The sequence below is a fragment of the Polynucleobacter tropicus genome (assembly GCF_013307225.1).
GTDB lineage: Bacteria > Pseudomonadota > Gammaproteobacteria > Burkholderiales > Burkholderiaceae > Polynucleobacter > Polynucleobacter tropicus.
In genome coordinates this window covers 1,319,462-1,345,801 of sequence record NZ_CP028942.1, presented here as the reverse complement: position 1 = coordinate 1,345,801, position 26,340 = coordinate 1,319,462, and the positions used below count along the sequence as shown (strand labels likewise).

General features: G+C 45.2%; 25 protein-coding genes. 20 read left to right on the top strand and 5 right to left on the bottom strand.

All coding sequences use genetic code 11. The annotated features are described in order from the left end of the window. The first annotated feature begins 2 nt into the window (after positions 1 to 2). Together DCO17_RS06930 and DCO17_RS06925 are read left to right on the top strand one after the other, a co-directional pair. On the top strand, positions 3 to 506 hold the full coding sequence (locus tag DCO17_RS06930) for a DUF1993 domain-containing protein (RefSeq protein ID WP_173956021.1): 504 nt from the start codon (positions 3 to 5) through the stop codon (positions 504 to 506). Positions 507 to 777: 271 nt separating this feature from the next. Next, entirely contained in the window at positions 778 to 1,314 is a 537-nt protein-coding gene (locus DCO17_RS06925) for a hypothetical protein (protein ID WP_173956020.1), read from the top strand. A 7-nt stretch (positions 1,315 to 1,321) separates the two neighbouring features. Here DCO17_RS06925 and DCO17_RS06920 read toward each other — a convergent pair whose 3' ends face one another. Next, on the bottom strand, positions 1,322 to 2,293 hold the full coding sequence (locus tag DCO17_RS06920; protein ID WP_173956019.1) for a tripartite tricarboxylate transporter substrate binding protein: 972 nt from the start codon (positions 2,291 to 2,293) through the stop codon (positions 1,322 to 1,324). A gap of 197 nt (positions 2,294 to 2,490) precedes the next feature. Between DCO17_RS06920 and DCO17_RS06915 the strand changes: the two genes are divergently transcribed. The 3 genes from DCO17_RS06915 (at position 2,491) to DCO17_RS06905 (ending at position 4,587) form a co-directional block, all read left to right on the top strand. Continuing rightward, a complete protein-coding gene (locus DCO17_RS06915; RefSeq protein ID WP_173956018.1) occupies positions 2,491 to 2,988 on the top strand; it encodes a LexA family protein in 498 nt (165 codons plus the stop codon). Continuing rightward, positions 2,985 to 4,313, top strand: coding sequence for a Y-family DNA polymerase (locus DCO17_RS06910; protein WP_173956017.1), 1,329 nt, complete (start codon positions 2,985 to 2,987; stop codon positions 4,311 to 4,313). The genes DCO17_RS06915 and DCO17_RS06910 overlap by 4 nt, the downstream gene beginning before the upstream one ends. A 133-nt stretch (positions 4,314 to 4,446) precedes the next feature. Beyond that, on the top strand, positions 4,447 to 4,587 hold the full coding sequence (locus tag DCO17_RS06905; protein WP_173956016.1) for a hypothetical protein: 141 nt from the start codon (positions 4,447 to 4,449) through the stop codon (positions 4,585 to 4,587). Between the two features lie 82 nt (positions 4,588 to 4,669). Here DCO17_RS06905 and DCO17_RS06900 read toward each other — a convergent pair whose 3' ends face one another. Continuing rightward, complete coding sequence (locus DCO17_RS06900; protein ID WP_173956015.1) at positions 4,670 to 5,395, bottom strand: IclR family transcriptional regulator; 726 nt, start codon at positions 5,393 to 5,395, stop codon at positions 4,670 to 4,672. Between the two features lie 59 nt (positions 5,396 to 5,454). On the opposite strand from DCO17_RS06900, the gene DCO17_RS06895 reads away from it, so the two are divergent. Genes DCO17_RS06895 through DCO17_RS06875 form a run of 5 tightly spaced genes read left to right on the top strand, consistent with a single transcriptional unit; the run spans position 5,455 to position 10,447 of the window. Then, a complete protein-coding gene (locus tag DCO17_RS06895) occupies positions 5,455 to 6,396 on the top strand; it encodes a hydroxymethylglutaryl-CoA lyase (protein WP_173956014.1) in 942 nt (313 codons plus the stop codon). After that, positions 6,396 to 7,595: a CaiB/BaiF CoA transferase family protein gene (locus DCO17_RS06890; protein WP_173956013.1), complete on the top strand. Its 1,200-nt coding sequence runs from the start codon at positions 6,396 to 6,398 to the stop codon at positions 7,593 to 7,595. The genes DCO17_RS06895 and DCO17_RS06890 overlap by 1 nt, the downstream gene beginning before the upstream one ends. 11 nt (positions 7,596 to 7,606) lie before the next feature. Beyond that, positions 7,607 to 8,575, top strand: coding sequence for a Bug family tripartite tricarboxylate transporter substrate binding protein (locus DCO17_RS06885; protein ID WP_173956012.1), 969 nt, complete (start codon positions 7,607 to 7,609; stop codon positions 8,573 to 8,575). Positions 8,576 to 8,585: 10 nt separating this feature from the next. Beyond that, a complete protein-coding gene (locus DCO17_RS06880) occupies positions 8,586 to 9,476 on the top strand; it encodes an SMP-30/gluconolactonase/LRE family protein (RefSeq protein WP_173956011.1) in 891 nt (296 codons plus the stop codon). Positions 9,477 to 9,484: 8 nt separating this feature from the next. Further along, a complete protein-coding gene (locus DCO17_RS06875; RefSeq protein ID WP_173956010.1) occupies positions 9,485 to 10,447 on the top strand; it encodes a Bug family tripartite tricarboxylate transporter substrate binding protein in 963 nt (320 codons plus the stop codon). Here DCO17_RS06875 and DCO17_RS06870 read toward each other — a convergent pair. The 3 genes from DCO17_RS06870 to DCO17_RS06860 are packed head-to-tail and all read right to left on the bottom strand — an operon-like array spanning position 10,444 to position 14,048. Beyond that, positions 10,444 to 12,051, bottom strand: a complete 1,608-nt coding sequence (locus tag DCO17_RS06870) for an MFS transporter (protein WP_173956009.1) — start codon at positions 12,049 to 12,051, stop codon at positions 10,444 to 10,446. The genes DCO17_RS06875 and DCO17_RS06870 overlap by 4 nt on opposite strands. A gap of 6 nt (positions 12,052 to 12,057) precedes the next feature. Then, a complete protein-coding gene (pcaF, locus tag DCO17_RS06865) occupies positions 12,058 to 13,260 on the bottom strand; it encodes a 3-oxoadipyl-CoA thiolase (RefSeq protein WP_173956008.1) in 1,203 nt (400 codons plus the stop codon). An 11-nt stretch (positions 13,261 to 13,271) separates the two neighbouring features. Continuing rightward, positions 13,272 to 14,048, bottom strand: a complete 777-nt coding sequence (locus DCO17_RS06860) for an IclR family transcriptional regulator (RefSeq protein ID WP_173956007.1) — start codon at positions 14,046 to 14,048, stop codon at positions 13,272 to 13,274. A gap of 86 nt (positions 14,049 to 14,134) precedes the next feature. Here DCO17_RS06860 and DCO17_RS06855 point away from each other — a divergent pair, with 86 nt between their 5' ends. The 10 genes from DCO17_RS06855 to DCO17_RS06810 are packed head-to-tail and all read left to right on the top strand — an operon-like array spanning position 14,135 to position 26,296. Beyond that, positions 14,135 to 15,133 (top strand): tripartite tricarboxylate transporter substrate binding protein, encoded by a 999-nt coding sequence (locus DCO17_RS06855; RefSeq protein WP_437342797.1) that lies wholly within the window; start codon positions 14,135 to 14,137, stop codon positions 15,131 to 15,133. A gap of 21 nt (positions 15,134 to 15,154) precedes the next feature. After that, positions 15,155 to 15,949 carry an enoyl-CoA hydratase/isomerase family protein gene (locus DCO17_RS06850; protein WP_173956005.1) on the top strand — a complete coding sequence of 265 codons (795 nt, stop codon included), beginning with the start codon at positions 15,155 to 15,157 and terminating at the stop codon, positions 15,947 to 15,949. Between the two features lie 13 nt (positions 15,950 to 15,962). Further along, entirely contained in the window at positions 15,963 to 18,059 is a 2,097-nt protein-coding gene (locus tag DCO17_RS06845) for an acetate--CoA ligase family protein (RefSeq protein WP_173956004.1), read from the top strand. 1 nt (position 18,060) lies between these two features. Next, positions 18,061 to 18,879 (top strand): alpha/beta fold hydrolase, encoded by an 819-nt coding sequence (locus tag DCO17_RS06840; RefSeq protein ID WP_173956003.1) that lies wholly within the window; start codon positions 18,061 to 18,063, stop codon positions 18,877 to 18,879. A 2-nt stretch (positions 18,880 to 18,881) separates the two neighbouring features. Further along, positions 18,882 to 20,933 (top strand): 3-hydroxyacyl-CoA dehydrogenase NAD-binding domain-containing protein, encoded by a 2,052-nt coding sequence (locus DCO17_RS06835; protein WP_254598729.1) that lies wholly within the window; start codon positions 18,882 to 18,884, stop codon positions 20,931 to 20,933. Between the two features lie 13 nt (positions 20,934 to 20,946). Next, positions 20,947 to 21,897 carry a D-2-hydroxyacid dehydrogenase family protein gene (locus tag DCO17_RS06830; protein ID WP_173956002.1) on the top strand — a complete coding sequence of 317 codons (951 nt, stop codon included), beginning with the start codon at positions 20,947 to 20,949 and terminating at the stop codon, positions 21,895 to 21,897. A 41-nt stretch (positions 21,898 to 21,938) separates the two neighbouring features. Beyond that, positions 21,939 to 23,084 (top strand): acyl-CoA dehydrogenase family protein, encoded by a 1,146-nt coding sequence (locus DCO17_RS06825; RefSeq protein WP_173956001.1) that lies wholly within the window; start codon positions 21,939 to 21,941, stop codon positions 23,082 to 23,084. 50 nt (positions 23,085 to 23,134) lie between these two features. Next, the gene (locus DCO17_RS06820) at positions 23,135 to 24,109 is read left to right on the top strand and encodes a Bug family tripartite tricarboxylate transporter substrate binding protein (protein WP_254598728.1); all 975 of its coding nucleotides are present in this window, start codon (positions 23,135 to 23,137) and stop codon (positions 24,107 to 24,109) included. Positions 24,110 to 24,112: 3 nt separating this feature from the next. Then, on the top strand, positions 24,113 to 25,471 hold the full coding sequence (locus DCO17_RS06815; protein WP_173955999.1) for an MmgE/PrpD family protein: 1,359 nt from the start codon (positions 24,113 to 24,115) through the stop codon (positions 25,469 to 25,471). Between the two features lie 39 nt (positions 25,472 to 25,510). Then, a complete protein-coding gene (locus DCO17_RS06810; protein ID WP_173955998.1) occupies positions 25,511 to 26,296 on the top strand; it encodes a class II aldolase/adducin family protein in 786 nt (261 codons plus the stop codon). Positions 26,297 to 26,340 lie beyond the last annotated feature (44 nt).

Sequence of the window (26,340 nt, the reverse complement as noted above, 5' to 3'; positions counted from 1 at the left end):
ATATGGCAATGTCAATGTATCAAGCATCGATTCCACAGTTTGTGAAGATGCTGACAAATCTCTCCAACATTTTGAAAAAAGGTGAGGCTTTCGCTAAAGAAAAGAATATTGATGGCGCGGTGTTAGTCAACGATCGCCTCGCGCCAGATATGTTCCCGTTATCGAAGCAAGTGCAAATTGCCTGTGACCAAGTCAAAAACGGCATGGCGCGCTTAGCAGGTATTGAGCCGCCCAAATTCGATGATCATGAAAGTACGTTTGAGCAGCTACAAGAGCGTGTTGCAAAAACCATTGCTTTTGCTAAGACTATTACTCCAGCTCAGCTTGAAGATAGTGAAACCAAGGAAATTAAGTTTTCCATTAAAGAGTGGAGTTTTGAGTTTGTAGGCGATCAATACCTGTTGACCTGGATTATTCCGAACTTCTACTTTCACATTACGACCGCATACAACATCTTGCGTCACAACGGTGTAGAGGTGGGCAAGTCGGATTATCTCGGGGGTTAGGCTATTACAATAGCCTCATGGAGCTATTTTCAGAAATCGTTGAGACCGTAAATCCTTGGTTTTTTAGGGCCTGCATTTATCTATCGAATGCGTTTCTGGATGATCCGGCTGTGCTGGCATTCATGTTTTGTTAATTCAGCTTGCACAAAAAATGTGCAGCGATTCATGCGGCCGATCTATTTTTTTGGTATTTTATTGGTTCAATATTTTAGAAAAATTTGCTGGCGGGGCGCAACAGCCTGCCTTTTGAAATCAGCAAGGGTATCGGGAAATGACTGAGGGTATATTAATCGGGGGTCTAGTCGTGTTAGGTGGCTTAGTTGCCAGCTATATGAAAACACACCCTTTTTATAGCCACAAAACCCAAAAATACAAAGAGCGCTATCAAAATAAATTGCAGGACGTGCTCTTAAGTGACTATGACGCAACTGATGCTTATTGGTTGTCACGCGCCATTGCTGACAATATTTTTGATTTCGGCACAAGAACGTATCACGATTACCATGTTGAGCGTTACGAGAAAAAAGCAAAATCAGAGCGACCACATCTCTATGGACTTCATATTGAAAGGCCAGTCACTCTTTGTGAGCAATTAACAGAGCGGGCTATTGAGTTAAAGGTTCCAGTGAGTGCGTATAGCATGCATATGCGTCAGCTTTGGCAAGAGTATCTAGTGCCTGTTGGGCGTCTTGCCCCGAAGTCAATTGAGCGCCTGCCGGGTTCTGGCCTTTATTACACTGACCTTGTTAGCTTGCCTGTCTCGCAAGAGGATATTCAAATCTTTATGCATAAGACAGGACAAGCATAAGGCTTGCTCACTTAATCATTCCGGCATTTTTAGCATCTTCCATTGATTGCGCAGTTTTATCTTTGATAAACGCAGGCATCTTCGCTAGCGGAATGTCAACCAATACAAAGCCAGATTCCTCTAATTTTTTCTTGGTCTCAGGATCGGCGTTGAGTTTGGCAAAGTAATCAGACAATTTTTGCTGCAATACCAGTGGAGTGGATTTGGGCACGGCTACACCACGATAAGCGCCGTCTACCCAGTTTAGACCGAGCTCTTTAAAGGTGGGTACATCAGGTAGCGCAGGGTTACGTTTCTCAGTAGCAATCGCAAGAGTGCGCACCTTTCCTTTTTGCTGAATCGCTAATGGTAAGTAACCCATAGCACCATCAACATGCATGCCGATGAGGGCGGTAATTAAATCACCAGTACCTTTAAATGGCACATAGTTGATTTTGACACCCGCTAATTTGTTCAGACGCTCTACAGCCATATGGTTGGCGGAGTATTGGGCTGAACCGGCGAGCGACATCTTGCCAGGTTCTTTTTTGGCTGCCGCAATAAATTCTTGATAGGTCTTGTAGGGGCTGTCAGCCGAGACCATTAGGGCATCTGGGGTGAAGTGATAGTAGTAGATTGCGTTGATATCTTCCGTCTTGTACTGAATACCTTCTTGCAGTGGTTGCAAGATAGTGTGTGGGATATTGACGCCTACTACCGTGCTGCCATCGGCAGGGTAGGTATTGAGTGCGCTCCAAACAAGAGCGCCGCCAGCGCCAGCACGATTCATTACCACCATGGGTTGCCCAAATTTTTTCGCAGAGATATCAGCTTGATAGCGAGCCACTAAATCAGATTCACCGGCGGGTGGAAAAGGAATGATGTACTGGATCGTTCTATCGGGGAAGGGTGCTGCAGATTGTGCAAACGCTGCTGTACACAGACCTAAGAAAAAACAAAACCCAGCAACGATATGTGTTGCCTTTTGATGCACCTTCATTTGTCTCCCCCACCGGTATCGGTTGTCTTGGAATGGAACTTCATCGAAAACTCATGACTCATTATGGGTTAAATCCTTCTTGAGGAGATTGGGGTTTATGACTAGAAAATCTATCTAAAAGATTGGAAAACAACAAAAATAGCTTCATCTTTCAGGTTTTTATATATACTGTATAAACATACAGTATATTAATCACTATGAAGCCGCAGTTAAGCCCACTCAAAACGACCTTAAGTCAGGCGCCAGAAGCCTTGGCGGGCCATTTTGCCGCCTATGAGCTAAGGCTCTTAAGTCACCGAATTTCAGCTGGCTTCCCCAGTCCGGCGGCTGATTATGCCGAGGATGGCCTGGATTTAAATCAGTACCTTGTGGAGAACAAGCCGGCTACCTTTATGTTCACCGTTAAAGGCGACTCAATGTTGGGTGCCGGGATTTGTGATGGCGATAAGGTGGTAGTCGACAAAGCCCTAAAGCCAAAACACAAAGACATCGTGGTGGCAGTCGTTGATGGTGAGTACACCATTAAACGTCTATATCAATTGCGCGGTCGTGTTGAGTTGCAGCCCGAGAACCCCAGTTATGAATCGATCACCTTTAGCGAGGGTAATGAGTTGCAGATTTGGGGGGTAGTGGTTGGTGTGGTGCGTAAGTACAGCACTGCGAGTACTCGTTACAACAAGGGCATTAAGCCATGAACGCGCCACAAAAATTACCCACTACTCATTCAGCCGCAGCATTGTTTGCTTTGGTAGATGTCAATAATTTCTACGTTTCTTGTGAGCGTGTCTTTCAACCCAAGCTTGAAACCGTTCCTATGGTCGTGCTATCAAATAATGATGGATGCGCCGTAGCACGTAGCGCGGAAGTTAAGGCCCTAGGAGTCAAGATGGGTATGCCTTGGTTTCAGATGAAAGATCTGGCGCAGAAGCACGGCATTACTGCCTACTCATCAAACTACACACTATATGGCGATATGAGCAATCGAGTAGTGCAGGCGCTTAAAACCTTTACGCCCAAGATTGAGATCTACAGTATTGATGAAAGCTTTTTGCAAATCGAGAGCGTCTTAAAGCGATACCGCGACACTGTTGAGTTGGGCCAATCGATTCGACAAACCATAAAAGATACAACAGGCTTGCCAGTCTGTGTGGGTATTGGCGCTAGTAAGACTTTGGCGAAGTTGGCCAATCATTTAGCCAAGAAACATGCTTCATTCTCTGGTGTATGCGATGTGCAAGCAATGCCTAAAGAAGAGCTCTATCAATGGATGAGTGAGACTGAGGTTGGTGAAGTGTGGGGTATTGGTCGCCAGCTAAATAAAAAACTCAAAGCACAGGGTATTCATAGTGTGTTTGATTTGCTATGCGCTTCACCACAGGCTATGCGTCAGCAATATGGCGTGGTGATGGAGCGCCTTTGCTATGAACTGCGAGGTACTTCCTGCTTGCAGTTAGAAGAAGTGGCAGCAGACAAGCAACAAATCATTGCTTCACGTAGCTTTGGTAAGTTAGTTACTAGCCAGGCTGAGCTAGCCCAATCGGTAGCCACTCATGTCGCGAGAGCTGCAGAGAAGTTGAGGGGGCAGGATGGGGTGACTGGCGCGTTAACTGTGTTTATTCAGACCAACCCATTTAAGCAATACGAGCCGCAGCATCATCAAAGCATCACCATTCCATTGGCTGATCCAACAGATAACACGCTAACACTAACCAATGCAGCGCTAGCAGGTCTGAAGCAAATTTATCAACCGAACTTTCGTTATAAGAAAGCAGGAGTCATTCTGAACTGCATTAGCGATAAGCCCAGCGTTCAGCAATCGCTCTTTGAGGATCTTGAGAGTAAGGGTAAATCAGCGCACCTCATGAAGGTAATGGATGAGATTAATACGCGCTTTGGAAATGCAGCGATTCAGTCAGCAGCTTCGGGTACGCAAGACAGTAAAAAAGCCTGGCAAATGCGCTCAAACAATCGATCACCCAACTACACCACTAAGTGGGATGAGTTGCCGATCGCTCGTTAGGAAGCCCATGAAATATATGAATGAAGCACAGAAAAAACCACAATTTTTAACTAGCTCATTTCATGAGCTTTTAACTCGGTAGTCTAGTAATAACTAAGTAAACAACTAAGTAATTAAAGCAGAGGAGAAACAGATGAATACATTAAACAACTTGATGAACAACTTCAACGGCATCTCATTGGCTGCCATCATGATTTTGTCGTATGGAGCTGTCTTGAAAAACACTAAGCGTCATGAATCTGAAATGAAGCAAGTCCTAAATAGCAACAGCTAGTCGCAGTGCTGTTGTAAAAAACAAGAGGGGAATTGAGAAATCACGGATTCTTGATTCCCCTCTGGTTTCTTAGGGTGGGCGACTAAACTTGAGCTTGGAATTGACCTCCTAGTAATTCTGTTAACGCTTTAGCGTTACTTTTGATGGTGGCAGCCATTTTGGGGTTAAACCGATAGGTTGGCATTGTCAAGGTAATCACGCCAACTAGGCCTTCAGCATTAAAGACTGGGGCGGAGATCCCTGATATTTCTTTAACGCGATCGCCAGTAATTGCTAGCACCATATCTTTACGAATTTGCGCTGAAGCTTTATCTTTAGACCCCTCAAAGGCTCGTAAAACTTTTCCACCAGCTCCTTTGTCAATGGGAAGTAAGTCGCCTACTTTGATGTGATCTCGTAGCGCTTGATTCGAATCTACTCGATACAGACAAAGGCGCTTATCACCTTGACGCACATGAAAGGCGGCGCTTTCGTGGGTTATCCGCATGAGTTTATTCAGTATGGGCATAACTATGGCTTCAAGGGATTGTTGATGTTGATACGCAGCATATAAGGATGCGATAGTTGGGCCTAAAGCGTATTTGCCGTCCATTTTTTTTATAACAAGTAATGCGCTCTCGAGGGAGGCTAGCATGCGCAGGGCGGTACTTTTATACAAGCCTGTTCGTTCTGCAATCTGCATTAAGGAAAGTTCGGGAGCATCGGAATGAAACAGTCTCAAGATGCCTAGTGCTTTATCTACAGAGGCTACCCCAGTATCAGAAAGGGCAATTTTGACGCTATTTTGTTTGCTCGATATTTTGGGCATGGACAACCTCAATCTTGTGTGATTAAATAATAGAACTATATTCTATAGGATAGAACGCAATGAATTCGACGTCAACAGATATTCTGATTAGTGAAGTTGGTCCAAGAGATGGGTTGCAATCCATCAAGTCGATCATGCCTACAGAAAAAAAGAATGCATGGATTGATGCTTTGTATACAGCTGGCATTCGTGAGATTGAAGTTGCTTCATTTGTCCCTGCAAAACTTTTGCCACAAATGGCCGATGCAGATCAGGTGGTGCGCTACGCTAAAAACCTTCCAGGTTTGACGGTAATGGCTTTAGTACCGAATCTTAAAGGTGCTCAGGCCGCGATCGAAGCGGGGGTGGATAAGGTTACAGTTCCTGTCTCAGCGAGTGCAGCTCACTCATTGGCAAATGTTCGAAAGACGCGCGAGGAGATGATTGAGGAAGTTAAAAAAATTGCTCAATATCGAAAAGATTACGCCCCCCACGTTAAGGTTGAAGCAGGAATAGCTACCGCATTCGGATGCACTCTGCAAGGATTGGTTCCGGAAGATGAGGTCATTTGGATGGCCGAGCAAGTTATTGCCGCTGGTGCAGATGAGTCTGGTCTGTCAGACACAACCGGTTATGCTAATCCAGCTCAAATCAAAAGATTATTCAAGCGTTTGAAAGCAGCAATTGGAGATAAGGCTGGAGCTGCGCATTTGCACAACACACGTGGGCTTGGATTAGCTAATTGTTTGGCTGCATATGAAGAAGGGGTGACATCATTTGACTCTTCGATGGGTGGTTTGGGTGGTTGCCCATACGCGCCGGGCGCATCAGGAAATGTTGTGACAGAGGATCTTGTATTTATGTTTGAAGCGATGGGAATCAAAACAGGGGTTAATTTAGATCTCTTATTTGAAGCTCGTCAGCCATTGCAAATTGGTGTTCCAAATGAGGCGATCTATGGCATGGTTCCAGAGGCCGGTGTTCCAAAAGGCTTTGAGCCAGCAACACATTGGAGTAACTAATGAGCACTAAGAATAAATTGCCGTATGAAGGAGTTCGTGTTGTTGAGTTCACACACATGGTTATGGGACCAACCTGCGGAATGATATTGGGCGATTTAGGCGCCGATGTGATTAAGGTTGAGCCGATTGATGGTGACAAGACTAGAAATTTATTAGGTTCAGGAGCAGGATTTTTCCCAATGTTCAACCGCAACAAGAAAAGCATTGCGGTAGACATGAAAACTCCCGAAGGCATTGAGATTGTCAAAAAGCTTGTAGCTAGCGCTGATGTAGTGAGCGAGAACTTTAAGCCTGGAACAATGGCTAAGTTGGGGCTTGACTACGACACTCTAAAAAAGAGTGATCCTAAGATTATCTATGTCTCTCATAAAGGTTTTTTGCCAGGTCCATACGACCATCGAACCGCCTTGGATGAGGTGGTCCAAATGATGGGCGGTCTAGCTTATATGACTGGCCCAGAAGATCGCCCACTGCGTGCTGGTACATCAGTCAACGATATTATGGGTGGCATCTTTGGAGCAATTGGGGTAATGGCTGCATTGCGGCAACGCGATATCACCGGAGAAGGTCAGGAAGTTCAGAGTTCGCTATTTGAAAACAATGTATTCCTAGTTGGCCAGCACATGATGCAGTATGCCGTTACAGGTAATGCTGCTAAGCCAATGCCAAGTCGCATTTCCGCATGGGCGATCTATGATGTATTTGAAGTCCAGGGCGGGGAAAAGATCTTCTTGGCCGTAGTATCTGATACGCAGTGGAAGATTTTTTGTGATGCTTTTGGATTTGCTGATCTTTATGAAGATCCAACATTAAAGCTAAATAATCAGCGTGTGCAAGCTAGGCCAACATTAATTCCTGAAGTTAGAAGGCGTCTGGCCGATTTTTCAGCGAAGCACATTAGCGATATCTTCGAAAAGAATGGACTGCCATTTGCACCTATTACTAAGCCAGAGCGGTTGTTTGATGACCCTCACTTAATTGCAACAGGTGGATTAGCGCCAATCAAGATCACCGATGGTCCTAAAGCTGGGGCGGAAACAACAACACCTCTATTGCCACTCTTGATGGATGGTAAACGACTTGGTGTTCGTCATAACCCACCTAAGGCAGGGGAGCAGTCCAAGGAGATTCTTGTTGACTTGGGTTACGGCGAAGATCAAATTTCAAAATTTGCGGCAAACGGCGCAGTTCATATTTAAAGGGATCGAAGATGAACAAGAAGATTATTTTTGGATTGGTTGGTTTGTTGAGTCTTTTGGGAATGACCGTGTGTTTAGCGGAAAACTATCCAGACAGGCCCGTAAAAATTATTGTTCCATATAGCGCCGGAGGAACGGCGGACTATTCAGCAAGACAAATTGCTCAAAAGTTAACTGAAATGACAAAGCAATCATTCTTTGTCGAAAATAAAACTGGCGCATCTGGAACGATTGCTACGAGCTATGTTGCCAAAGCCGCTCCGGACGGATACACCTTGCTGGCAAACGATACAACCTATGCAATGTTGCCTTCATTATTTAAAACGTTGCCATGGAATCATGCTGAAGATCTTGAGCCAATTGGTGTGATTACTCAAACCCCTGTGGTATTAGTTGTACCCATTACCTCTCCTTATAAAACAGTCGCTGAGTTGATTGCTTTCGCTAAAAAGAATCCCGGTAAATTAAATTACGGCTCTGGTGGTGCTGGCAGCTCAACCCACTTGTCTGCTGAAATTTTCCAACAGGTTGCTGATATTGATGTTTCACATGTGCCATATAAAGGTGCTGGCGAGGCAATGTTGGCGGTTTTATCTGGACAAGTTGACTTTGCTATTACTGCTGCTCCAACTGCAATTGCGCAATTGAATGGCGGCAAGATTCGAGCGTTAGCAATTACTGGGGATAAGCGCATTGCTGCAATGAAGGATGTATCAACCTTCAAAGAGGCGGGTCTGCCAGCATATAAGGTAAGTAACTGGTTCGGCTTAGCTGCGCCAAGGGATACCCCAAAAGTCATTATTGATAAATTGGCTGCTGATATGAAAAAAGGTTTGTCTGATCCTGTGATGAAAGAGCGCTTTGCTGCTGTTGGTGCCGAACCGGGTAATCTCACGCCAGCAGAATTTAAGAAATTCATTAAAGGAGAGACGGTTATTTGGGGTGCAGCGGCTAAAAAGGCTGGATTGCAACCGGAATAATTAAAGCTATATGTGGAATCTAAACTTTCAACCGCCTAAGGTAATTGAAGCGCAAGTGCTGACGCAGATGCCTAGTCAGTTTCGTTTGCCAAAAGAAAACGCTTGGGCCAATATCAATAAACCCGGCCAAACCATTGACAGCTTTATTGAGGGACCGGTATTTGATAAGAATGGCAATCTCTACATTACCGATATTCCATATGGACGAATCTTTAGAATCAGTCCAGCGCTTGAGTGGGAGTTAGTGATTCAGTATGACGGTTGGCCAAATGGCTTAGCTATTGATGCGCAAGGGAACTTGTGGGTTGCAGATCACAAAATTGGCTTACTTCGTATTGATCCAAAAAATCCTGCTGTTGAAGTAGTAATGGCGGGTACTGATAAGCCATTTTTAGGTTTGAATGATTTGATATTTGATTCCAAGTGCAACTTATTTTTTACTGATCAAGGTCAAACGGGTTTGCATGACCCAATTGGTAGGGTCTATTGCCTAGAGCCTTCAGGTAGGTTGCATGAAATTGCCGGTAATGTACCGAGTCCTAATGGCTTAGTCTTTGATAGTTCAGAGCGCTTCTTATTTGTAGCTGCTACCAGGGCTAATAACATTTGGCGCATGCCAATCTTTGAAGACAAGACAACGGGTAAGGCAGGGGCTTTTCAGAATTTCTTTGGTACGAGCGGCCCTGATGGTATGGCGATGGATGAAGAAGATAACTTATACGTAGCACACGCTAGCTTAGGCGGCGTGTTTCAACTTAACCATCGTGGTGAAATACAAACTTATATAAAGTCTCCCACTGGACAAACGACTACAAATGTATGTTTTAGTTTGGATAAAAAATTGTTGTTGGTAACTGAGTCAAGTACAGGGAGTATTTTGATGGCTCCACGAATAAAATAGAGGATAGTATGAGAATACTTTTGCAAGCATTGACATTGACTTTTATGTCTATTGGACTATGTTTGGCGCAAAATTTTCCAGACCGGCCTATAAAGCTAATTGTTCCCTATACACCAGGTGGTGGAACGGATACTGTCGCTCGGATGATGGCTGAAAAAATCAGCGCCGATCTGAAATGGACAATTTTGGTAGATAACAAACCCGGCGGAGGTGGCAACATCGGCATGGAGTTTGTTGCTAAGGCCAAGCCAGATGGATATACCATTGGCATGGGCCAGACCTCTAACTTGGCAATCAACCCAGCATTAATTTCTAAGATGCCATTTGATTCGGTGAATGATTTGGTGCCAGTTGCCTTGGTAGCAGAGGTGCCGATGGTGCTTGTAGTGTCATCAAACTCACCATGGAAATCATTAACCGATTTAGTTAAGGCGGCAAAAGCTAAACCTGATTTTTATAAGCAAGCTACTGCGGGTGCTGGAACGGTTGGCCATATCGCGGGAGAGATGTTTGCCGGTAAAGCAGGGTATGTGGTTTCGTATATTCCTTATAAAGGAGCATCTCCTGCAATCACTGATTTGATTGGTGGGCAAACGGATTTTATGTTTGCGACCCCGCAATCAGTATTGGGAATGATCGCAGGTGGAAAGTTGCGGGCATTGGCAGTAACATCGGGTAGTCGAGCATCTATCCTTCCAACTGTTCCAACTGTGGGTGAGCAAGGTTACAGGGGGTTTGAGGCAACCGATTGGAAAGTCTTAGTTGCTCCAAACGGAACGCCTCAAGAGGCCATCAAAAAAATTAATGAGGCAGCTCAACGGGTGCTTAAAAATCCAAGTTTAATTAATAAACTTCGCGAAGAAGCCAGTTCGCCAATGTATGGAGATCCCGCTGCGGTTTTGAAATATATTCGTGCTGAACAGCGGGAGTGGGACGCTGCCGTAAAAGCTGCTGGAATCAAGCTGGATTAATCTTTTATTGATGTGGCAACACGTCTAGTTATCTTGGGGGGATGTTTATCGATGTGATATCGATGTCGATCTTCTTGCATTTTGAGATCTTCAACGGTAAAGCGATCAAATCGTCTGAGGTAATCGGCCCAAGTATCGAATACAAAGTATTCAATAAATTTTCCAGGATTTTCTATGTCATCAAACAGACTCCAAGACAGAGCACCCTGTCTCAGGCGAGACTTACGAGACTTCGCCATTGCCTTTTTAAATTCCTCGACTTTATCTAAATGAACTTGATACTCAATTGAGATCATGACTGGGCCTGCATTCATATCCATGTCAGGACTCGCTTGAGGATGTTCAATCGGACAAACTGGAGTGAAATCCTCTAGCGGATGATTATCAATGCGATGTTTGCGAATAAAGAAGAGTACTAGTAGGCCAAAAATAGCGCTGGCAATGATGCTGGTTGTGACCCCAAACTCGGTTGCAATTTTTCCCCAGACTGCGGCACCTGCTGCGCCTCCCCCCATTAATCCCATTTGATAGATGGACATGCCTCTTGCTCGAACCCATCCTGGTAACGTCATTTGCGCTGAAGTGGTTAATGAGTTGGCAACGGAAATCCATGCCGCACCACACAGCATCATCAAGAGAGATGCTAACCATAAATTAGGGGCAAGAACTACTCCGGTGGATGCTGCTGTTAAGACCATGAGTCCATAGGTAATCAGATTGCTTGTTTTTAAGCTAGCTCTGAGTCGAGGTAATTGAGATCCGGCAATAATTGCTCCCAGGCCCAATGAAGAAAGAAGTAGGGTGAAGGTATGGGCATCCCCTTGAAAATGGTCTTTTGCAATCACGGGTAGTAGGGCGATGAGTCCGGTGGATTGAAAGAAAAATAAAAATCCTCTGGCAATGATCGTGCGCATTCTGTTGGATTGCCAGGCAAATTGCATTCCAACTCTCATTGCGCCAATAAAACGCTCTCCAGGCAGGGCGGAAACGTAGTTTTGATATTTCCACCGCATCACAATGATGACCGTGAAGAGCGAGAGGATCATGTTCAGGGCGAAAACATACATGCTGCCTGCTGCCGCAATGATGGCTCCTGCTGTGAGTGGGCCAACAATTCTGGAGGTATTCATAGCAATTGCATTTAGGGCGAGCGCTGAAGGCAGAATATCGCGTGGAACAAGATCCGGAACAATTGCTGCGAAGATTGGCCAACGCATGGCTAAGCCAATCCCATTGGTAAAAGTAAGTAACAAGAGTAAATAGGGGTTGAGTGCGTCAAACACTAAAAACAACATCAGTACTGTTGCGTTTGTAGTAAGCCAAATTTGTGCAAACAGAAAGTAATGTTTGCGATTAATGATGTCAGCCATAGCACCACTAGGTATGCCTAGAAGCAATACCGGGAGACTGGAGGCGGTTTGGACTAAGGCAATTAGAGTTGCGGATGTAGTGAGTGAAGTCATGGCCCATGCTGCGGCTACATCGTTCATCCACATGCAAATATTGGCTACTAACCATACGGACCAAAGCGATCGAAAAACGCGATGTTTTAGAGGTGACAGCCATCCTGCATTGTGTTTTGTATGGGCTGGTGAATATGACATTGATGATTAAATGCGTTCAATCACCATAGCAATGCCTTGCCCAACACCGATACACATCGTACATAGCGCATAACGTTTTTGTTGCTCTTCAAGTTCCACTAGTGCAGTAGTGACTAATCTAGCACCACTCATGCCCAGTGGATGACCAAGTGCTATAGCTCCACCATTTGGATTTACGCGCGCATCATCATCAGCTACACCAAGCTGGCGAAGGGTCGCTAAACCTTGCGCTGCAAATGCTTCATTTAATTCAATGACATCCATTTGATCAATTGACATATTTAAGCGCTTTAATATTTTTTGTGTTGCTGGTGCAGGACCAATGCCCATAATTCTGGGGGGTACGCCAGCAGTCGCCATGCCTAAAATTTTTCCTCTCGGCTTAAGTCCATACTTTTTCGCAGCTTCTTCGCTAGCAAGTAGTAGGGCGCAGGCACCATCATTGACGCCCGAAGCATTTCCTGCGGTGATGGTTCCATCAGGACGTACGATTGGTTTGAGTTTGCTAAGCGCATCTAACGTGGTTGCGCGAGGATGCTCATCGTGATGAATAACAATCGGATCCCCATTTTTCCGAGGAATTACCACGGGTGTAATTTCTTTAGCAAGTCGACCATTTGCTTGCGCAGCTGCTGCTTTATTTTGGCTATGCAGCGCCATGAGATCTTGGTCGGCGCGATTGATCTTGTAGTCATCGGCCACATTTTCTGCTGTTTCTGGCATCGAATCTACGCCATAAGCTTTTTTCATTAATGGATTAATAAACCGCCAGCCAATCGTAGTGTCTTGTAATGAATGCCCGCGAGAAAATGCAGATTCTGCTTTAGGCATGACAAAAGGTGCGCGACTCATGCTTTCTGCACCACCAGCGATGGCTAAATGAATATCTCCACAGGCAATTGCTCTAGCGGCTGTTCCGATCGCGTCCATTCCTGATCCGCAGAGACGGTTAATGGTTGCACCTGGAATATCAGTGGATAAACCCGCCAGTAATGAACTCATCCGCGCTAAGTTGCGATTGTCTTCGCCAGCTTGGTTGGCACATCCATAAATCACCTCATCTACGGCATTCCAATCTACTTGTGGGTTGCGTTCCATCAATGCTTTAATGGGGATGGCACCTAAATCATCGGCACGTACGGCCGATAAAGCTCCACCATAACGGCCAATTGGTGTTCTTATCGCATCGCAGATGTATACAGGTTTCATATTCATTTCCATTAAGAATGGTTAATTTTGATAATTTCAGATTCAATCTTATCTTTTAATTCAAAAAGTGCCTGAACGTAATCTTCTAAATAATTACTTAAGTCGCTCTCAGCGGGGGTACTGAAATTCAAAGAAGCATACTTTCCATTTGAGAATTCCACGAAAGTGGAGATGGCTGATATTTCAGGAAGCCAAGTGGCAATGCAATACCCTCGTTCCGTCATTGATGTAATTGCATTTTTTATCTCTTTCTCAATTTGAGACCAATTTTTAATGCCTGATGCTTGAAGTTGTGACAATAGTTCGAGTCTATTTTTGGGTGGTAATTTTGCAATCCAGGCCCTACCCAATGATGTTCTCTCTATTGGGACGCGTTGACCGGCGGCTACTGCTCTTAAGGCTGTTTTTTTGGTGTAGCGAATCGATTCCAAGTAAACCATTTCAAGGCGATCGGCTACCGCTAAACCAACATTGAGTTTTAATTTTTCAGAGGCCTTGCGCATGAGGGGCTCAATCGCCCTAAGTTCTTGAGAGCTGGTTTTATATGCATGCCCAAGACTCAACACTGTTGGCGCCAGTCGATATGCAGATTTTTGCTTATCGTGCTCTAAAAAACCAGATAAAACAAGGGTTTGCGTTAAACGGCTGACGGTAGAGGGTGCTAGCCCTGTACGCTCTGCAATTTCACTGTTCCCAAGTAAATTCATTCCTGGTTTGAAGCAGCGCAGGATCTCCATTCCCCGCTCTAGGGAACGATTGAGTTTGGAGGAGGGCTTTTTTAATTCCATCTAGTGGAATTAGACCATAAAAATATTGTGATCTTGGGGGGATACTTTGTCATTAAAAAAATTACCTTAAACGGATGGAGACCCTCTTGTTTTATAGTTATTTCAGCAAAAAACGACTCACTTTTATAACTTTGATATTGGTAGGCGTGCTTGGATATTTTTCTGTAGGCGCTGCAGTTGCCGCTTATCCTGATAAGCCCATCAAAGTCATTGTTCCATTTGCGCCAGGAGGCGGTACTGATCTTGTGGCAAGAACACTGGCCGTTCCTATGGGTGAGGATTTACGTCAGGCCATTGTGATTGACAACAAGCCTGGTGGAAGCACCATCATTGGAACGGATGCGCTTGCGAAGAGTCCGTCAGATGGCTATACCCTTGTTGTCGCAACGCTTGCGCACGCTGTAAATCCGAGTTTAAAAACAAAATTACCGTATTCGCAGGATAAGGATTTTGCACCCGTTATTTTGGTTGGGGTTTCTCCAAATATTGTGGTGGTCTCCGAAAATAGTCCATATAAAAATTTTGCGGAATTTCTTGCGGCTGCAAAAGCGAATCCAGGAAAACTCTCTTACGCATCCCAAGGTGGAGGAACCTCTGCCCATCTTGCAGGTGAATTATTCAACTCTATGGCAGGTACCAAGCTAACGCATGTACCTTACAAAGGCGCTGGACCAGCCTTGACGGATGTGATTGGCGGACAAGTTGATGTTATGTTTGCCACTGCATCGGCAGTTGGAAGTCTGGTGGAGGCGGGTAAATTGCGCGCCTTGGCTGTTACTACGCCAGTGCGATCAACCACTCCTGCTTTGTCGAAGCTGCCAACGGTCTCCGAAAGTGGCGTGCCAGGATACTCTGCTGGAAGTTGGTATGGGTATATCGCGCCAGCTGGCACACCATCTAATGTGATTAATAGATTAAATGCATCCATTAAAAAAGGCGTTCAAACTCCAGCATTCAAGAGTAGGGTTGAGAGCGAAGGTCTCATTATTAAAACGGGATCCCCAGAAGACTTCGCTAAGTTTTTAAAAATAGAAGAACTTCGTTGGCGCACTGTGATTAAAGATGCCAACATTACTCCAGATTAAATAATTTCAAAGGAAATTGTGATGACATTCAAATTGGTTGAGCTCTCGGTTGAAGATGGTATAGCGACACTGCGCTTAAATCGCCCAGAAAAGCGGAATGCTATGAGCGATGAGATGCGTTCGGAATTTATCGAAGCTCTAGAAATGATTACGGCGGATAAATCTATTCGAGCTCTAGTCTTAACGGGTAATGGTAAGGGGTTTTGCGCAGGCGGAGATATTTCCGGAATGGAGAAGCGGATGAAGGCTCCTGCTGGAGAGGTGGCTTATAACGGTTGGCACCGCCAGCAACGCGTGCATCACGCCGTTTCTCTTTTGCACACAATGCCTAAGCCCACGATTGCCGCAGTGAATGGTCCCGCATCTGGTTTAGGAGCAGATACTGCATTAGCGTGTGATTTCATTATCGCCTCAGATGCGGCGAATTTCACTTGGTCATATATTCACCGCGGCATTATTCCAGATGGTGGAGGCATGTATTTTTTGCCGAGACGGGTTGGTTTAGTAAAGGCAAAAGAGTTAATTTTCTCAGGCAGAAAAGTTGAACTCGATGAGGCCGTCCGCATTGGCATTGTCGATAAAGTTGCTGATGGCCAATCGCTGGTAACTCAAGCCCAATCTTGGGCTAAGGAGTTAACACGGGGATCTGCTACTGCGCTCGCTTTGGGTAAAACTATTTTGGATCAAACGTTTGAAATGACTGCGGCACAGGTATTTGCGCAAGGCAGTCAAGCGCAGGGGATTTGTTATACAAGTACAGAGCATCGCGAATCTGTAATGGCATTTTTAGAAAAAGCAGCAGCTTCAAAAAGATAAGTAAGGTAAAGATATGAGTAGTGCAATTCAGAAGTTGATGGAGCCTCGCAGTATTGCCGTGATTGGCGCATCAACTGATCCCAAGAAAACTGCAGGCAGGCCAATTGCATATTTGCAAAAACATCACTTTAAGGGAAAGATTTATCCAATTAACCCTCGGGTAGAGGAAATTGCAGGGCTGAAGTGCTACCCTGATATTGAGAGTTTGCCCGAAACTCCTGATGTTGCCATTGTGATGGTGGGTACTGATAAGACGCTTGTTGCTGTTAAAGAGCTTGCCGCTATCGGCACTCCCGCGGCGATTGTCTTAACAAGTGGTTTTGCGGAACACGGTCCTGAGGGCTTGAAGAAGCAGGAGCAATTAATTCAAGCTACAGGGAGCATGCGAATACTTGGACCCAATACGATTGGCATGGTCAATATTACCGATGACATTCCTTTGTCTCCTAGTAGTGCGCTTGAGATGGATGAATTTCCCAAGGGTGCTGTGAGCGTCATTTCACAAAGTGGGGGTATTTTAGGATCGCTACTATCCCGAGCCGCCGCTAGAGGTCTTGGTTTATCCAAACTTGTTTCTACAAGCAATGAAGCGGACTTGGGTTTGGCGGATTTTGTTGACTATCTTGTTGAAGATCCAAGTACAAAAGTGATCGTTTTGTACATTGAGAGCATTCGCTACCCAGAGAGGTTTAGGGCTGCGGCTTTAAGAGCAAAGCAAGCAGGTAAGCCCATTGTGGTTTATAAGGTCGGAAAATCTGAGGCGGGAATTCGGGCGGCAATATCGCATACAGGGGCATTAGCAGGTACCGACAAAATGTATGACGCCTTGTTTAAACAAACGGGGATTATTCGCGCTAATCAGTTTTCAGATTTTCTTGATATTCCTGCCGCACTTTCATCGGGTAGGGTGCTCAAGGGCAAACGCGTCGCAATCTTAACTTCTACTGGGGGTGCGGGAACGCTAGTGGCGGATAGTTTGGGTGAGTGGGGTTTTGAGACGCCAGCACCAGATGAGAAAACTGCTGAGCGTTTACGTGCTTTGCAGCCAGGCGATCAAGCAGTCCTTGATCGCAATCCGATTGATGTCACTCTTGCGGGGTTGCAACCTGATTTGTTGCGTGGCGCGATTAGCGCTTTATTGGACAGCCCTACTTATGATGCATTGATACTAATTTTAGGCTCATCAAGTTTGGCTATGCCCGATTTGATGGCGGGAGCAGTGCGCGATTGCATGACAAGAAGTGATAAGCCGGTCATTGCCTACGTTAGTCCACATGCGCCGATTGCGAGCGCTCTAATGACAAGATTGGATGTCCCGGCATTTTCTCAGCCAGAGAGCTGCAGTGTTGCCTTGGGTAGCATGCTGCATGCTAATCAATTGAAATCTCAGTTAACTAAGCAAGGAGCAATAGCATCAACTCCAGCAAGCCTTAACATTGCTGACTTGCGCGGTTCCCTCGATGAGCATGAGGCAAAACACCTTTTTTCTATCTTTGGTATTCCAAGTGTGCGCGAGATAAAGTTGGGTTTGCACAACCCCGATCTTAATAATTTGGAGTCTTTAGGAGAAAAAATCGTTTTAAAGATTTTGTCGGGTGAGATTACTCATAAAACTGAAGTGGGTGGCGTGGCTTTGAATGTTCCGTCTGCGGAGGTATTGCAAAGAATGCAATTGATGTCCAAGCAAGTTCAATCCAAAACGGACTCCAATATTGAGTATTTTTTGGCACAAGAAATGGTGCAGGGTGGTCTTGAGCTCATGGTAGGGATGCATCGTGATCCATTGGGAACGGCCATTTTGATTGGGATGGGGGGCGTTACTGCTGAGTTGTTTAAAGATACGCAAATGCGTTTAATTGCACCGGGTCAGGCATTATCAGAAGAAGAGGCTCTCGAAATGCTGCGCGAATTAAAGACCTGGCCATTACTTGATGGATATAGAGGTAGGGCTAAGTCTGATGTTGGTGCGTTAACAAAAGCCATAGTGAACTTCTCAAATATGGTGGCTACTCTGGAGGATCGCCTATTAGAGTGCGAGATTAATCCGATCTTTGTGTTTGATGAAGGCCAAGGTGTAAAAGCTGCCGATGGAATCGCAGTTTTTAAATGATATGAAACTAATGCAGGCGCATACTATTCATGAAGTCTCTTATGGTGAGGGGCATGTCTCGTGGCATGAATTCGGAGATGCTAAAACCGAAGGTATACCCTTAATCCTGCTTCATGGTGGTCATGGTAGCTGGGAGCATTGGCATCGCAATGTTGAAGAGTTATCAGAGCACTTTCATGTATTTGTTCCCGATATGCCAGGCTTTGGGAATTCATCTTTTTTTGATAGCCAACTTAAAGCTGGAATGATTTCTCCATTGGTGGGCACGATTAATGACTTAATAGGAAAAGATAAGCAAATCCAAATTGCCGGCTTTTCATTTGGTGGGTTTGTGGCGGCACACTTGGCAAATCAAAGGCCTGGCATCACAAAATTGGCCTTATTGGGTAGTGCTGGTCATGGTGGTCCACGACGTCCACGCGGAGAATTGCTGGCATGGAGGGAGCTTTATGCCAACGGTCATCAGCAAGAGTTGCAGCGAGTTATGCGTGAGAATCTGTATCTGCAAATGTTGAGTTCGTATGACAGGATTGATTCTTTGGCAATACGCATACATCAAGACGCATGCGTTGCCACTCGTTTTAGAAGTAGGCCCATTGCCAGGCCTGGGGGCTTGGCAGAACAGCTTGAAGCTTATGCAGGACCTGTATTAATGATATGGGGGGAGCATGACATTACCTGTACTCCTGAGTATCTTGTGGAAAAACTAGTCAGCGAAAAACAGAATCGTTCAGCTGAAATTATTTTGGATGTTGGTCACTGGGTGCAATATGAAAAGCCAGAGCAAGTTAATTCACTTTTAGTGCAGTGGTTTAAATGAATATGTCTATAAATTACAAAGTGACTTCCCAGATTGAGTCAGGTGTCATGGTCATTACCGTGAATAACCCCCCGATTAATGCTGGTTCTATTGAGGTTCGCAAAGGGCTCCGAGAGGCTATTGCAGAATTAGGGCGTAATCAACAAGCTCAATGCGCAGTCATTATTGGCTCTGGCAACACCTTTATTGCTGGATCGGACATTAAAGAATTTGCTTTGCCCTTGGCTGAGCCGCATTTGCCTGAGGTAATTGCAGCAATCGAGAATTGCCCAAAACCTGTAGTTTGTGCCATTCATGGCGCAGCTCTTGGTGGTGGTTTTGAGTTGGCGCTAGCTTGCGATGCCCGTATCGCTCAAGACGGTGCAGTGGTGGGTTTGCCTGAGGTTACGTTGGGCATCATTCCTGGTGCAGGTGGTACGCAACGTTTGCCCCGGTTAATTGGCGTTGAAAAATCGATTGACTATATTTGTAGCGGCGCTCGAATCAAAGCACCAGAGGCTTTGAAATTAGGTTTAGTTAGTAAAGTGGTTCGGGAGCATTTGTTGGAAGAGGCGATTACTCTCGCCAAGAGCTTAGTGGGGAGTAAGTCCCGGATTCGTGATCTTGTGACACCTAAAGCGAATGATGCTGATGTGGTGGTGGCTTCGCAAAAAGCTCTGAAGGCTGGAAAGAATAGACCTAATATTCAAAAGGCAATCGAAATGATATGTAATTCCGTATCGATGCCAATAGATCAGGCCCTTGCTTTAGAGCGAGCTACCTTTCAGGATTTGCGAGTTTCAACTGAGGCGAAAGCATTGCGCCATCAATTTTTTGCTGAACGCAAACTTTTTCGCACCTTCGATGCCGATGATGTTAAGCCTATAGAGTTGAAGCATATAGCAGTGATCGGTGCCGGAACTATGGGCACTGGAATTGCGATTGCCTGCTTAACAGCGGGTTATGAAGTATTGCTATTGGATCAAAATGAGGCTGCCCTGACGAATGGCTCAAACAAGGTTAGATCTTTTTATGAGTCTCGTCTTCAAAATGGCAAGATGAGCGCCGATAGGGTATCGCAGATCTTGACACAATTTACTTATTCAGCCGATTGGAAAAAAATCCATAATGCTGATTTAGTAATTGAAGCTGTATTTGAAGATATTGAGGTAAAGCATGCAGTCTTTCGGAAGATCGAAGAGCATGCTCGGCAGGATGCATTGTTAGCATCTAATACATCATATTTAGATATTGATGCCATCGCTTCTCGACTGGAAAACCCAAGTAGGGTATTTGGATTGCATTTCTTTAGTCCAGCTCAAGTCATGAAGTTGATTGAAATCGTGCGGTGTCTGCGTAGCTCAGCGGTGGCAATCGCCACGGGTTTGCAACTGGCAAAAAGATTGGGTAAGACCCCGGTCATTAGTGCGAATGCTTTTGGCTTTATTGGAAATCGAATTTATGCCGCATATCGCCGTCAATGTGAGTTTATGTTGGAAGAGGGGGCTTATCCCGCTCAAATCGATAAAGCTTTAGAAGACTATGGTTTTGCGATGGGCCCTTTTGCGGTGGGTGATATGTCCGGCCTGGATATTGCTTGGGGTATGCGCAAGAGTCAAGCAGCCACGCGTAACCCTGCTCACCGCTATGTCACCATTCCTGATAGTTTATGTATCGCCGGTCGACTGGGTCGTAAAACAGGTGCTGGTTACTATCGCTATGATGCAAATTCTGGCGAGCGCTCCGAGGATCCAGGGGTGCACCACATTATTGAAGAGGCTAGCAAGGCAAAGGGTATTGTACGTAGGCAGTTTTCCGCCGCTGAAATTATCGATCGTGTTTTGCTGGCAATGATCAATGAGATTGCTCACTTGGTTTGCGAGCATGTGGTTCGAGACGCAACGGATTGCGATGTCGCACTAGTAAACGGCTACGGTTTTCCGAAGTGGCAAGGCGGCCCTGTATTTGTGGCACGCACGCTTGGTCTGGAAAAATTAAATGCACAAATGGATCTTCTTGAAAAGCAAAGTGGACCCGGATTTCATCGTGCAGAACTGCACGCATTATTTGAATAAGTAAGGAACTAGGATGCACATTGTTATTTCTGATGACCACCAAGATTGTGTCCGTCATCTCAAGTGCTTTGCTAAATTGCAGAACCATACCGTGGAAATTTTTAATAATACGGTGGTTGGGGTTGATGCTCTAGCGCAGCGTTATAAGAATGCGGATGCGATTGTGTTGATACGTGAGAGGACCTTCATTAGCAGGGAGTTGCTCAACCGCTTACCCAAGTTAAAGGTCATATCCCAAACTGGAAAAATAGCCTCCCATGTTGATCTTCAGGCATGCAAGGAGAAAGGTATCGTTGTCATGGATGGCCGTGGGTCTGGTTCTGCTACGGCGGAATTGAATGTACTCCTCATTTTGGCGGCCTTAAGAAGGTTGGTTGATGAAGTCAATCGATTAAAAAATGGTCAATGGCAAGGGCATCTAGGGGCTCAGCTTTGCGGGAAGGTATTGGGTGTTTATGGATTTGGGCGCATTGGCAAGCAAATGTGCGAGTTAGGAAAAGCATTTGGTGCAAAGCCGTTGGTTTGGGGGCGTCCAAGTAGCCTAGAAAAGGCTAGGCAAGCTGGATATGACGTAGCCACATCAAAAGATGCCTTCTTTAGTGAGAGCGATATTGTTTGTTTGCAATTAAGACTGAATGATGAAACGCGCGGAATTGTGAAGCGCTCCGATTTAGCGCTTATGAAGGATAGCGCTTTATTGGTAAATGCTAGCCGTGCAGAATTAATTGAAGCTGGTGCATTAGAGGCTGCCTTAGCAGAGGGTAGACCCGGCTTTGCTGCCGTAGATACTTATGAGTCTGAGCCAGTATTAGGGGCGAATCATCCTTTATTGCACCTGCCCAATTGCCTGTGCACACCTCATATTGGTTTTGTGGAGAAAGATAACTACGAGGCATATTTTGGAATTGCCTTTGACAATATAAATTCTTACGTAGCAGGCACTCCACAAAATTGCGTGGAATAAGTAAGCGTCACATTGCAATATCAATAATATTAGGAGTAAAAATGGATTTTCAGTTGACTAGTGAGCAGCAGGCATTTGCGAATGCAGTGGCCAAGTTTGCAGAGAAGGAATTAGCGCCTGGCGCTTTAGAGAGGGCTCATAGCCCAGAGTATCCATGGGATATTGCCAAAAAAATTAGCGCGCAAGGATTGCTTGGAATTGCCTTTCCCGAAAAAGATGGTGGGATGGGTGGAACCTTGATGGATGCGGTGATTGCTATTCAAGAGGTGGCGTTACATTGTCCAAAATCCGCCGATGTGGTGCAGGCTGGTAACTTTGGCGCCATAAGGACGTTTGTGGAGTATGCAAGCGAGTCTCAAAAGGAAATGTACTTGCCGGATTTATTGGCTGGCAAAAAGATTTTAGGTTTGGGTATGAGTGAGCCTGGAGCGGGTTCCGCTGTAACTGAATTGGTTACCTCTGCAAAAAAAGTTGATGGGGGCTATCTCATTAATGGCTCAAAAGTATTTTCAACTCATAGCCCCGAAGCAGGTCTATTTTTGGTGTATGTACGATTTGGTCCTGGTTTGGATGGAATTGGCTCTGTGTTAGTAGAGCGAGGTAGACCAGGCTTAACGGTTGGCAATCCTAACAGTTTTATGAGTGGCGAAGAGTGGTCTCAGCTATATTTTGAGGATTGTTTTATTCCGGACTCAGCGCTGTTGTTGGGTCCGGGTGGATTTAAAAAGCAAATTAGTGGATTTAATGTTGAGCGTATTGGAAATGCTTCACGCTCTCTTGCATTGGGTCGATATGCTTTTAATAAAGCAAAAGAATATGCTCAAGTGCGTGAGCAGTTTGGCAGGCAAATTTGCGAGTTTCAGGGAATTCAATGGAAGTTTGCTGAAATGGCTGTCAAGCTAGATGCCGCGCAACTAATGCTGTATAGGGCCGCTGTTAATGCCGAGGGTGGCCTGCCATCAGCATATGAAACAACCGCCGCAAAGTTGATTTGCAATACCACCGGATTTGAAGTGGCAAATGAGTCGCTACAAGTTATGGGCGCTACAGGATATAGTCAAGAAACCCTAGTGGAGTATTGTGTTCGTAGAACCCGGGGCTGGATGATTGCTGGAGGATCGATTGAAATCTTAAAAAATAGAATCGCTGAGGAAGTATTTGACAGACGATTTAATCAGAGAGCATAGTTTTCCGATTCAAATTCACTACATTAAAAATACATAGAGAGACAACTGCCATGAGAGTTTTGCAATACATCAAATTTTTTATAGCCTGTATGTTTGTTCTGGCTGCAAATGCTTTTGCACAATCTGCAGGAAATTATCCTGATAAGCCTATCAAAATTATAGTTTCGTTTACGGCTGGCGGAACTACGGATATATTGGCTCGTGAGGTTGCCAATCAAATGAGTATTCGCTGGAAAGTGCCAGTAGTGGTAGAGAATAAGCCAGGCGCTGCGGGCAATTTGGGTACCGAAGTTGTGGGACGTGCCGCTCCTGATGGTTATACATTGCTCGCCAATTCCATTGGTCCTATTTCAATCAATCCAACCCTATTTGGAAATTTAGCCGTCAATCCACAAAAAGCATTAGCGCCAGTAGCGCTTTTGGGGGATGTGCCAAATATATTGGTAGTTCCTAGTTCATTAGGAATTAAAAATTGGAAAGAGTTCTTAGCTTATGCAAAAAGCCATTCGGGAAATCTGAATTATGGTTCTACTGGCATTGGAACTACCGCCCATCTTATTAGTTTCTTGTTTGCGCAAAAAACCGGCTTGGATGCAACCCATATTCCCTACAAGGGTGCTGAGGCAACACGTGATTTAGTTGCAGGTCGTTTGCAATTTATGTTTGCCACTGCACCTTCTGTAGTGCCGCTGATCAAAGCTGGTCAGCTCAATGCAATCGCGGTTTCATCAAAAAAGCGAATCAGTGCAATGCCTGATTTGCCTACATTAAATGAGTTGGGTGTAGATATTGCTACGGGAGCATGGTTTGGATTGTTTGCGCCAGAAGGAACAAATCCCGCCATTATTAAGAAGTTAAATGAAACCGTTGTGAGTATCTTAGAGGAGCCTGCCATTAAGCAGAAATTATTAGGCTTGGGAGCGGATCCTATACCGATGAATGTGCAGGAATTTACTAAATTTGTGCGTAATGATTATTTGCTATGGGTGCCTGTTGTTAAGGCTTCTGGTGCAAAACCCGAGTAAGTTATGACCCTGTTACAAAAATTCGGCGAATTCATTGCAGCGAGCCAGCAAGCTGACTTTTCTGCGCAGGCTATCCACAGTGCACGCCGTGCACTGTTGGATTGGCATGGTGCATTGCTTGCTGGAAGTGATACGCTAGTTGCGAAAAAATTGCGACATGGCTACCAAGAAGAGCTTGGGGCGGGGGGTTGTACGGTTGCGGGCGCTGATCAAAAGTCGTTTTCTAGAGCTGCTGCTTTTCTCAATGGAACGATTAGTCATATTGCTGAGTTTGATGACATCTTTCGTGATGGTGCATATCACCCTGCATGTCCAACAATCTCTGCTGCATTTGCACTTGCTGAAGCGCATGATGATTCATTGTTGAATTTATTGAAGGCCATCATTATTGGGTATGAGGTCTCAACCAGAATCAGTAAGGTTATTCAACCAAGTCATTATCAGTACTTTCATACTACTGGTACGGTCGGGGTATTCGGCGCTGCCGCAGCCTGCGCATATTTATTGCGTTTAGATGCTGGTAAGGCTTGTGATGCTTTGGCTACCGCCGGTACATTTGCAAGTGGTCTACAACAAGCATTTCGTTCTGACTCGATGACTAAACCAATGCATGCTGGGCATGCTGCCGAGGTTGGATTAAATGCAGCGCTTTTAGCCAATGCTGGCATGACTGGGACGCCTGATTTATTAGAGGGTGATGCAGGCTTTGGTGCCGCTTTATGCAAGAACCCACGTTGGGACTTGGTGCTTGAGGATCTTGGTCATGGCTGGAATATTGAGCACATGACATTTAAAAATCATGGTTGCTGCGGACACAATTTTCCAGCAATCGATGCGGTCTCCCATCTTTTAAGCGCATACCCTATAGATGCTGAAAAAATTACTCAGATACGGGTTGGGGCGTACAAGCCTACCGTGGATGTTTGTCATTATGTGCATCCACAATCGCCATTTGAGGCGAAATTTAGTCTTACATACACGGTATCAGCAAGAATCATTTTGGGCCGAGTCCGAGAAATGGCATTTTTGCCAACCGCCTTGGACAACCCTCGAATTCGTGCCATGGAAAAGAAGATCAAACTTTTTGTAGATCCGGAGTGCGCTGCAAAGTTTCCAGTGCACCGCTCAGCAAAAGTAGAGATTGAAATGAGTGATGGCAGCATTTATACCCATCATCAACATACCCGTCATGGCGATCCAGATGAACCCCTCACGGATCAAGAGTTACTGGATAAATTTCAAGAGCTGGCTGAGCCCAGGGTGGGTATGGAGCTTGCGAAGCATTTATCTGATGAATTGATGGAAAGCCCTGATGTCAAAATTAGAAAATTGGCGACCTTATGGTCGAAAATGAGTGCTTAACGTAGATTACGCAATTAACTCTATAAATAGGTGATAAAAATGAGTTTCGGACGCTTACAACTAGCTTCTTTAAAGGATCGTGTTAGTCCTGAGGAATGGCAAGCGCGCATTGACTTGGCGGCATGCTATCGATTGATTGCCCATTATGGAATGTCTGACATGATGGCTAACCACATCACCATTCGCGTCCCAGGTGAAGAGGATGCGTTTTTGACTAATCCATATGGAATGATGTATGAAGAAATGACTGCCTCTTGTTTCCTCAAAATTAGTCACGATGGAGAAATCTTATTTAAGCCGGATTTTGGCGACTTGAATTATGGATTTAACAAGCCGGGCTATATATTGCATAGCGCCGTGCATAAGGCGCGCCCTGAAGTAGGCTGTGTTATTCACACGCATACACCCGCGGGCATGGCAATTTCATCACTTCAGTGTGGTTTGTTACCAATCAATCAAACCGCAATGCGCTTTCTTAAGATTAGCTATCACGACTATATGGGTGTGGTTCTCAATATGGATGAGCAAGAGATTTTGGTGCGAGATCTTGGCAATGCTGAAGCTATGATTTTGCGCAATCATGGATTATTGACTGTCGGTAGAACGGTGGGCGAAGCCTTTAATTGGATGCATCGTTTAGAAACTTCTTGTAGGGCGCAGCTTGCCGCGATGGCGTGTAATACCCCATTGCAGGAGGTTCCGCAGCAGGTGCTAGAAGAAACCTATATGAACTATCAGCCACAGACCCGTCGCCCCTATGGTTTGATGGAGTGGCCTGGCTTGCTGCGCATGGTAGAGCGTATGGATCCGAGCTTTAGGGAGTAATTCAAAAAAACAGAATTTGCAGTAGCATGAAGTGTATTGAGAGC

Coding starts and splice junctions, on each gene's coding strand:
- DCO17_RS06930 (WP_173956021.1), top strand. CDS start 3: ATGGCAATGTCAATGTATCAAGCATCGATTCCACAGTTTGTGAAGATG.
- DCO17_RS06925 (WP_173956020.1), top strand. CDS start 778: ATGACTGAGGGTATATTAATCGGGGGTCTAGTCGTGTTAGGTGGCTTA.
- DCO17_RS06920 (WP_173956019.1), bottom strand. CDS start 2,293: ATGAAGGTGCATCAAAAGGCAACACATATCGTTGCTGGGTTTTGTTTT.
- DCO17_RS06915 (WP_173956018.1), top strand. CDS start 2,491: ATGAAGCCGCAGTTAAGCCCACTCAAAACGACCTTAAGTCAGGCGCCA.
- DCO17_RS06910 (WP_173956017.1), top strand. CDS start 2,985: ATGAACGCGCCACAAAAATTACCCACTACTCATTCAGCCGCAGCATTG.
- DCO17_RS06905 (WP_173956016.1), top strand. CDS start 4,447: ATGAATACATTAAACAACTTGATGAACAACTTCAACGGCATCTCATTG.
- DCO17_RS06900 (WP_173956015.1), bottom strand. CDS start 5,395: ATGCCCAAAATATCGAGCAAACAAAATAGCGTCAAAATTGCCCTTTCT.
- DCO17_RS06895 (WP_173956014.1), top strand. CDS start 5,455: ATGAATTCGACGTCAACAGATATTCTGATTAGTGAAGTTGGTCCAAGA.
- DCO17_RS06890 (WP_173956013.1), top strand. CDS start 6,396: ATGAGCACTAAGAATAAATTGCCGTATGAAGGAGTTCGTGTTGTTGAG.
- DCO17_RS06885 (WP_173956012.1), top strand. CDS start 7,607: ATGAACAAGAAGATTATTTTTGGATTGGTTGGTTTGTTGAGTCTTTTG.
- DCO17_RS06880 (WP_173956011.1), top strand. CDS start 8,586: ATGTGGAATCTAAACTTTCAACCGCCTAAGGTAATTGAAGCGCAAGTG.
- DCO17_RS06875 (WP_173956010.1), top strand. CDS start 9,485: ATGAGAATACTTTTGCAAGCATTGACATTGACTTTTATGTCTATTGGA.
- DCO17_RS06870 (WP_173956009.1), bottom strand. CDS start 12,051: ATGTCATATTCACCAGCCCATACAAAACACAATGCAGGATGGCTGTCA.
- pcaF (WP_173956008.1), bottom strand. CDS start 13,260: ATGAAACCTGTATACATCTGCGATGCGATAAGAACACCAATTGGCCGT.
- DCO17_RS06860 (WP_173956007.1), bottom strand. CDS start 14,048: ATGGAATTAAAAAAGCCCTCCTCCAAACTCAATCGTTCCCTAGAGCGG.
- DCO17_RS06850 (WP_173956005.1), top strand. CDS start 15,155: ATGACATTCAAATTGGTTGAGCTCTCGGTTGAAGATGGTATAGCGACA.
- DCO17_RS06845 (WP_173956004.1), top strand. CDS start 15,963: ATGAGTAGTGCAATTCAGAAGTTGATGGAGCCTCGCAGTATTGCCGTG.
- DCO17_RS06840 (WP_173956003.1), top strand. CDS start 18,061: ATGAAACTAATGCAGGCGCATACTATTCATGAAGTCTCTTATGGTGAG.
- DCO17_RS06835 (WP_254598729.1), top strand. CDS start 18,882: ATGTCTATAAATTACAAAGTGACTTCCCAGATTGAGTCAGGTGTCATG.
- DCO17_RS06830 (WP_173956002.1), top strand. CDS start 20,947: ATGCACATTGTTATTTCTGATGACCACCAAGATTGTGTCCGTCATCTC.
- DCO17_RS06825 (WP_173956001.1), top strand. CDS start 21,939: ATGGATTTTCAGTTGACTAGTGAGCAGCAGGCATTTGCGAATGCAGTG.
- DCO17_RS06820 (WP_254598728.1), top strand. CDS start 23,135: ATGAGAGTTTTGCAATACATCAAATTTTTTATAGCCTGTATGTTTGTT.
- DCO17_RS06815 (WP_173955999.1), top strand. CDS start 24,113: ATGACCCTGTTACAAAAATTCGGCGAATTCATTGCAGCGAGCCAGCAA.
- DCO17_RS06810 (WP_173955998.1), top strand. CDS start 25,511: ATGAGTTTCGGACGCTTACAACTAGCTTCTTTAAAGGATCGTGTTAGT.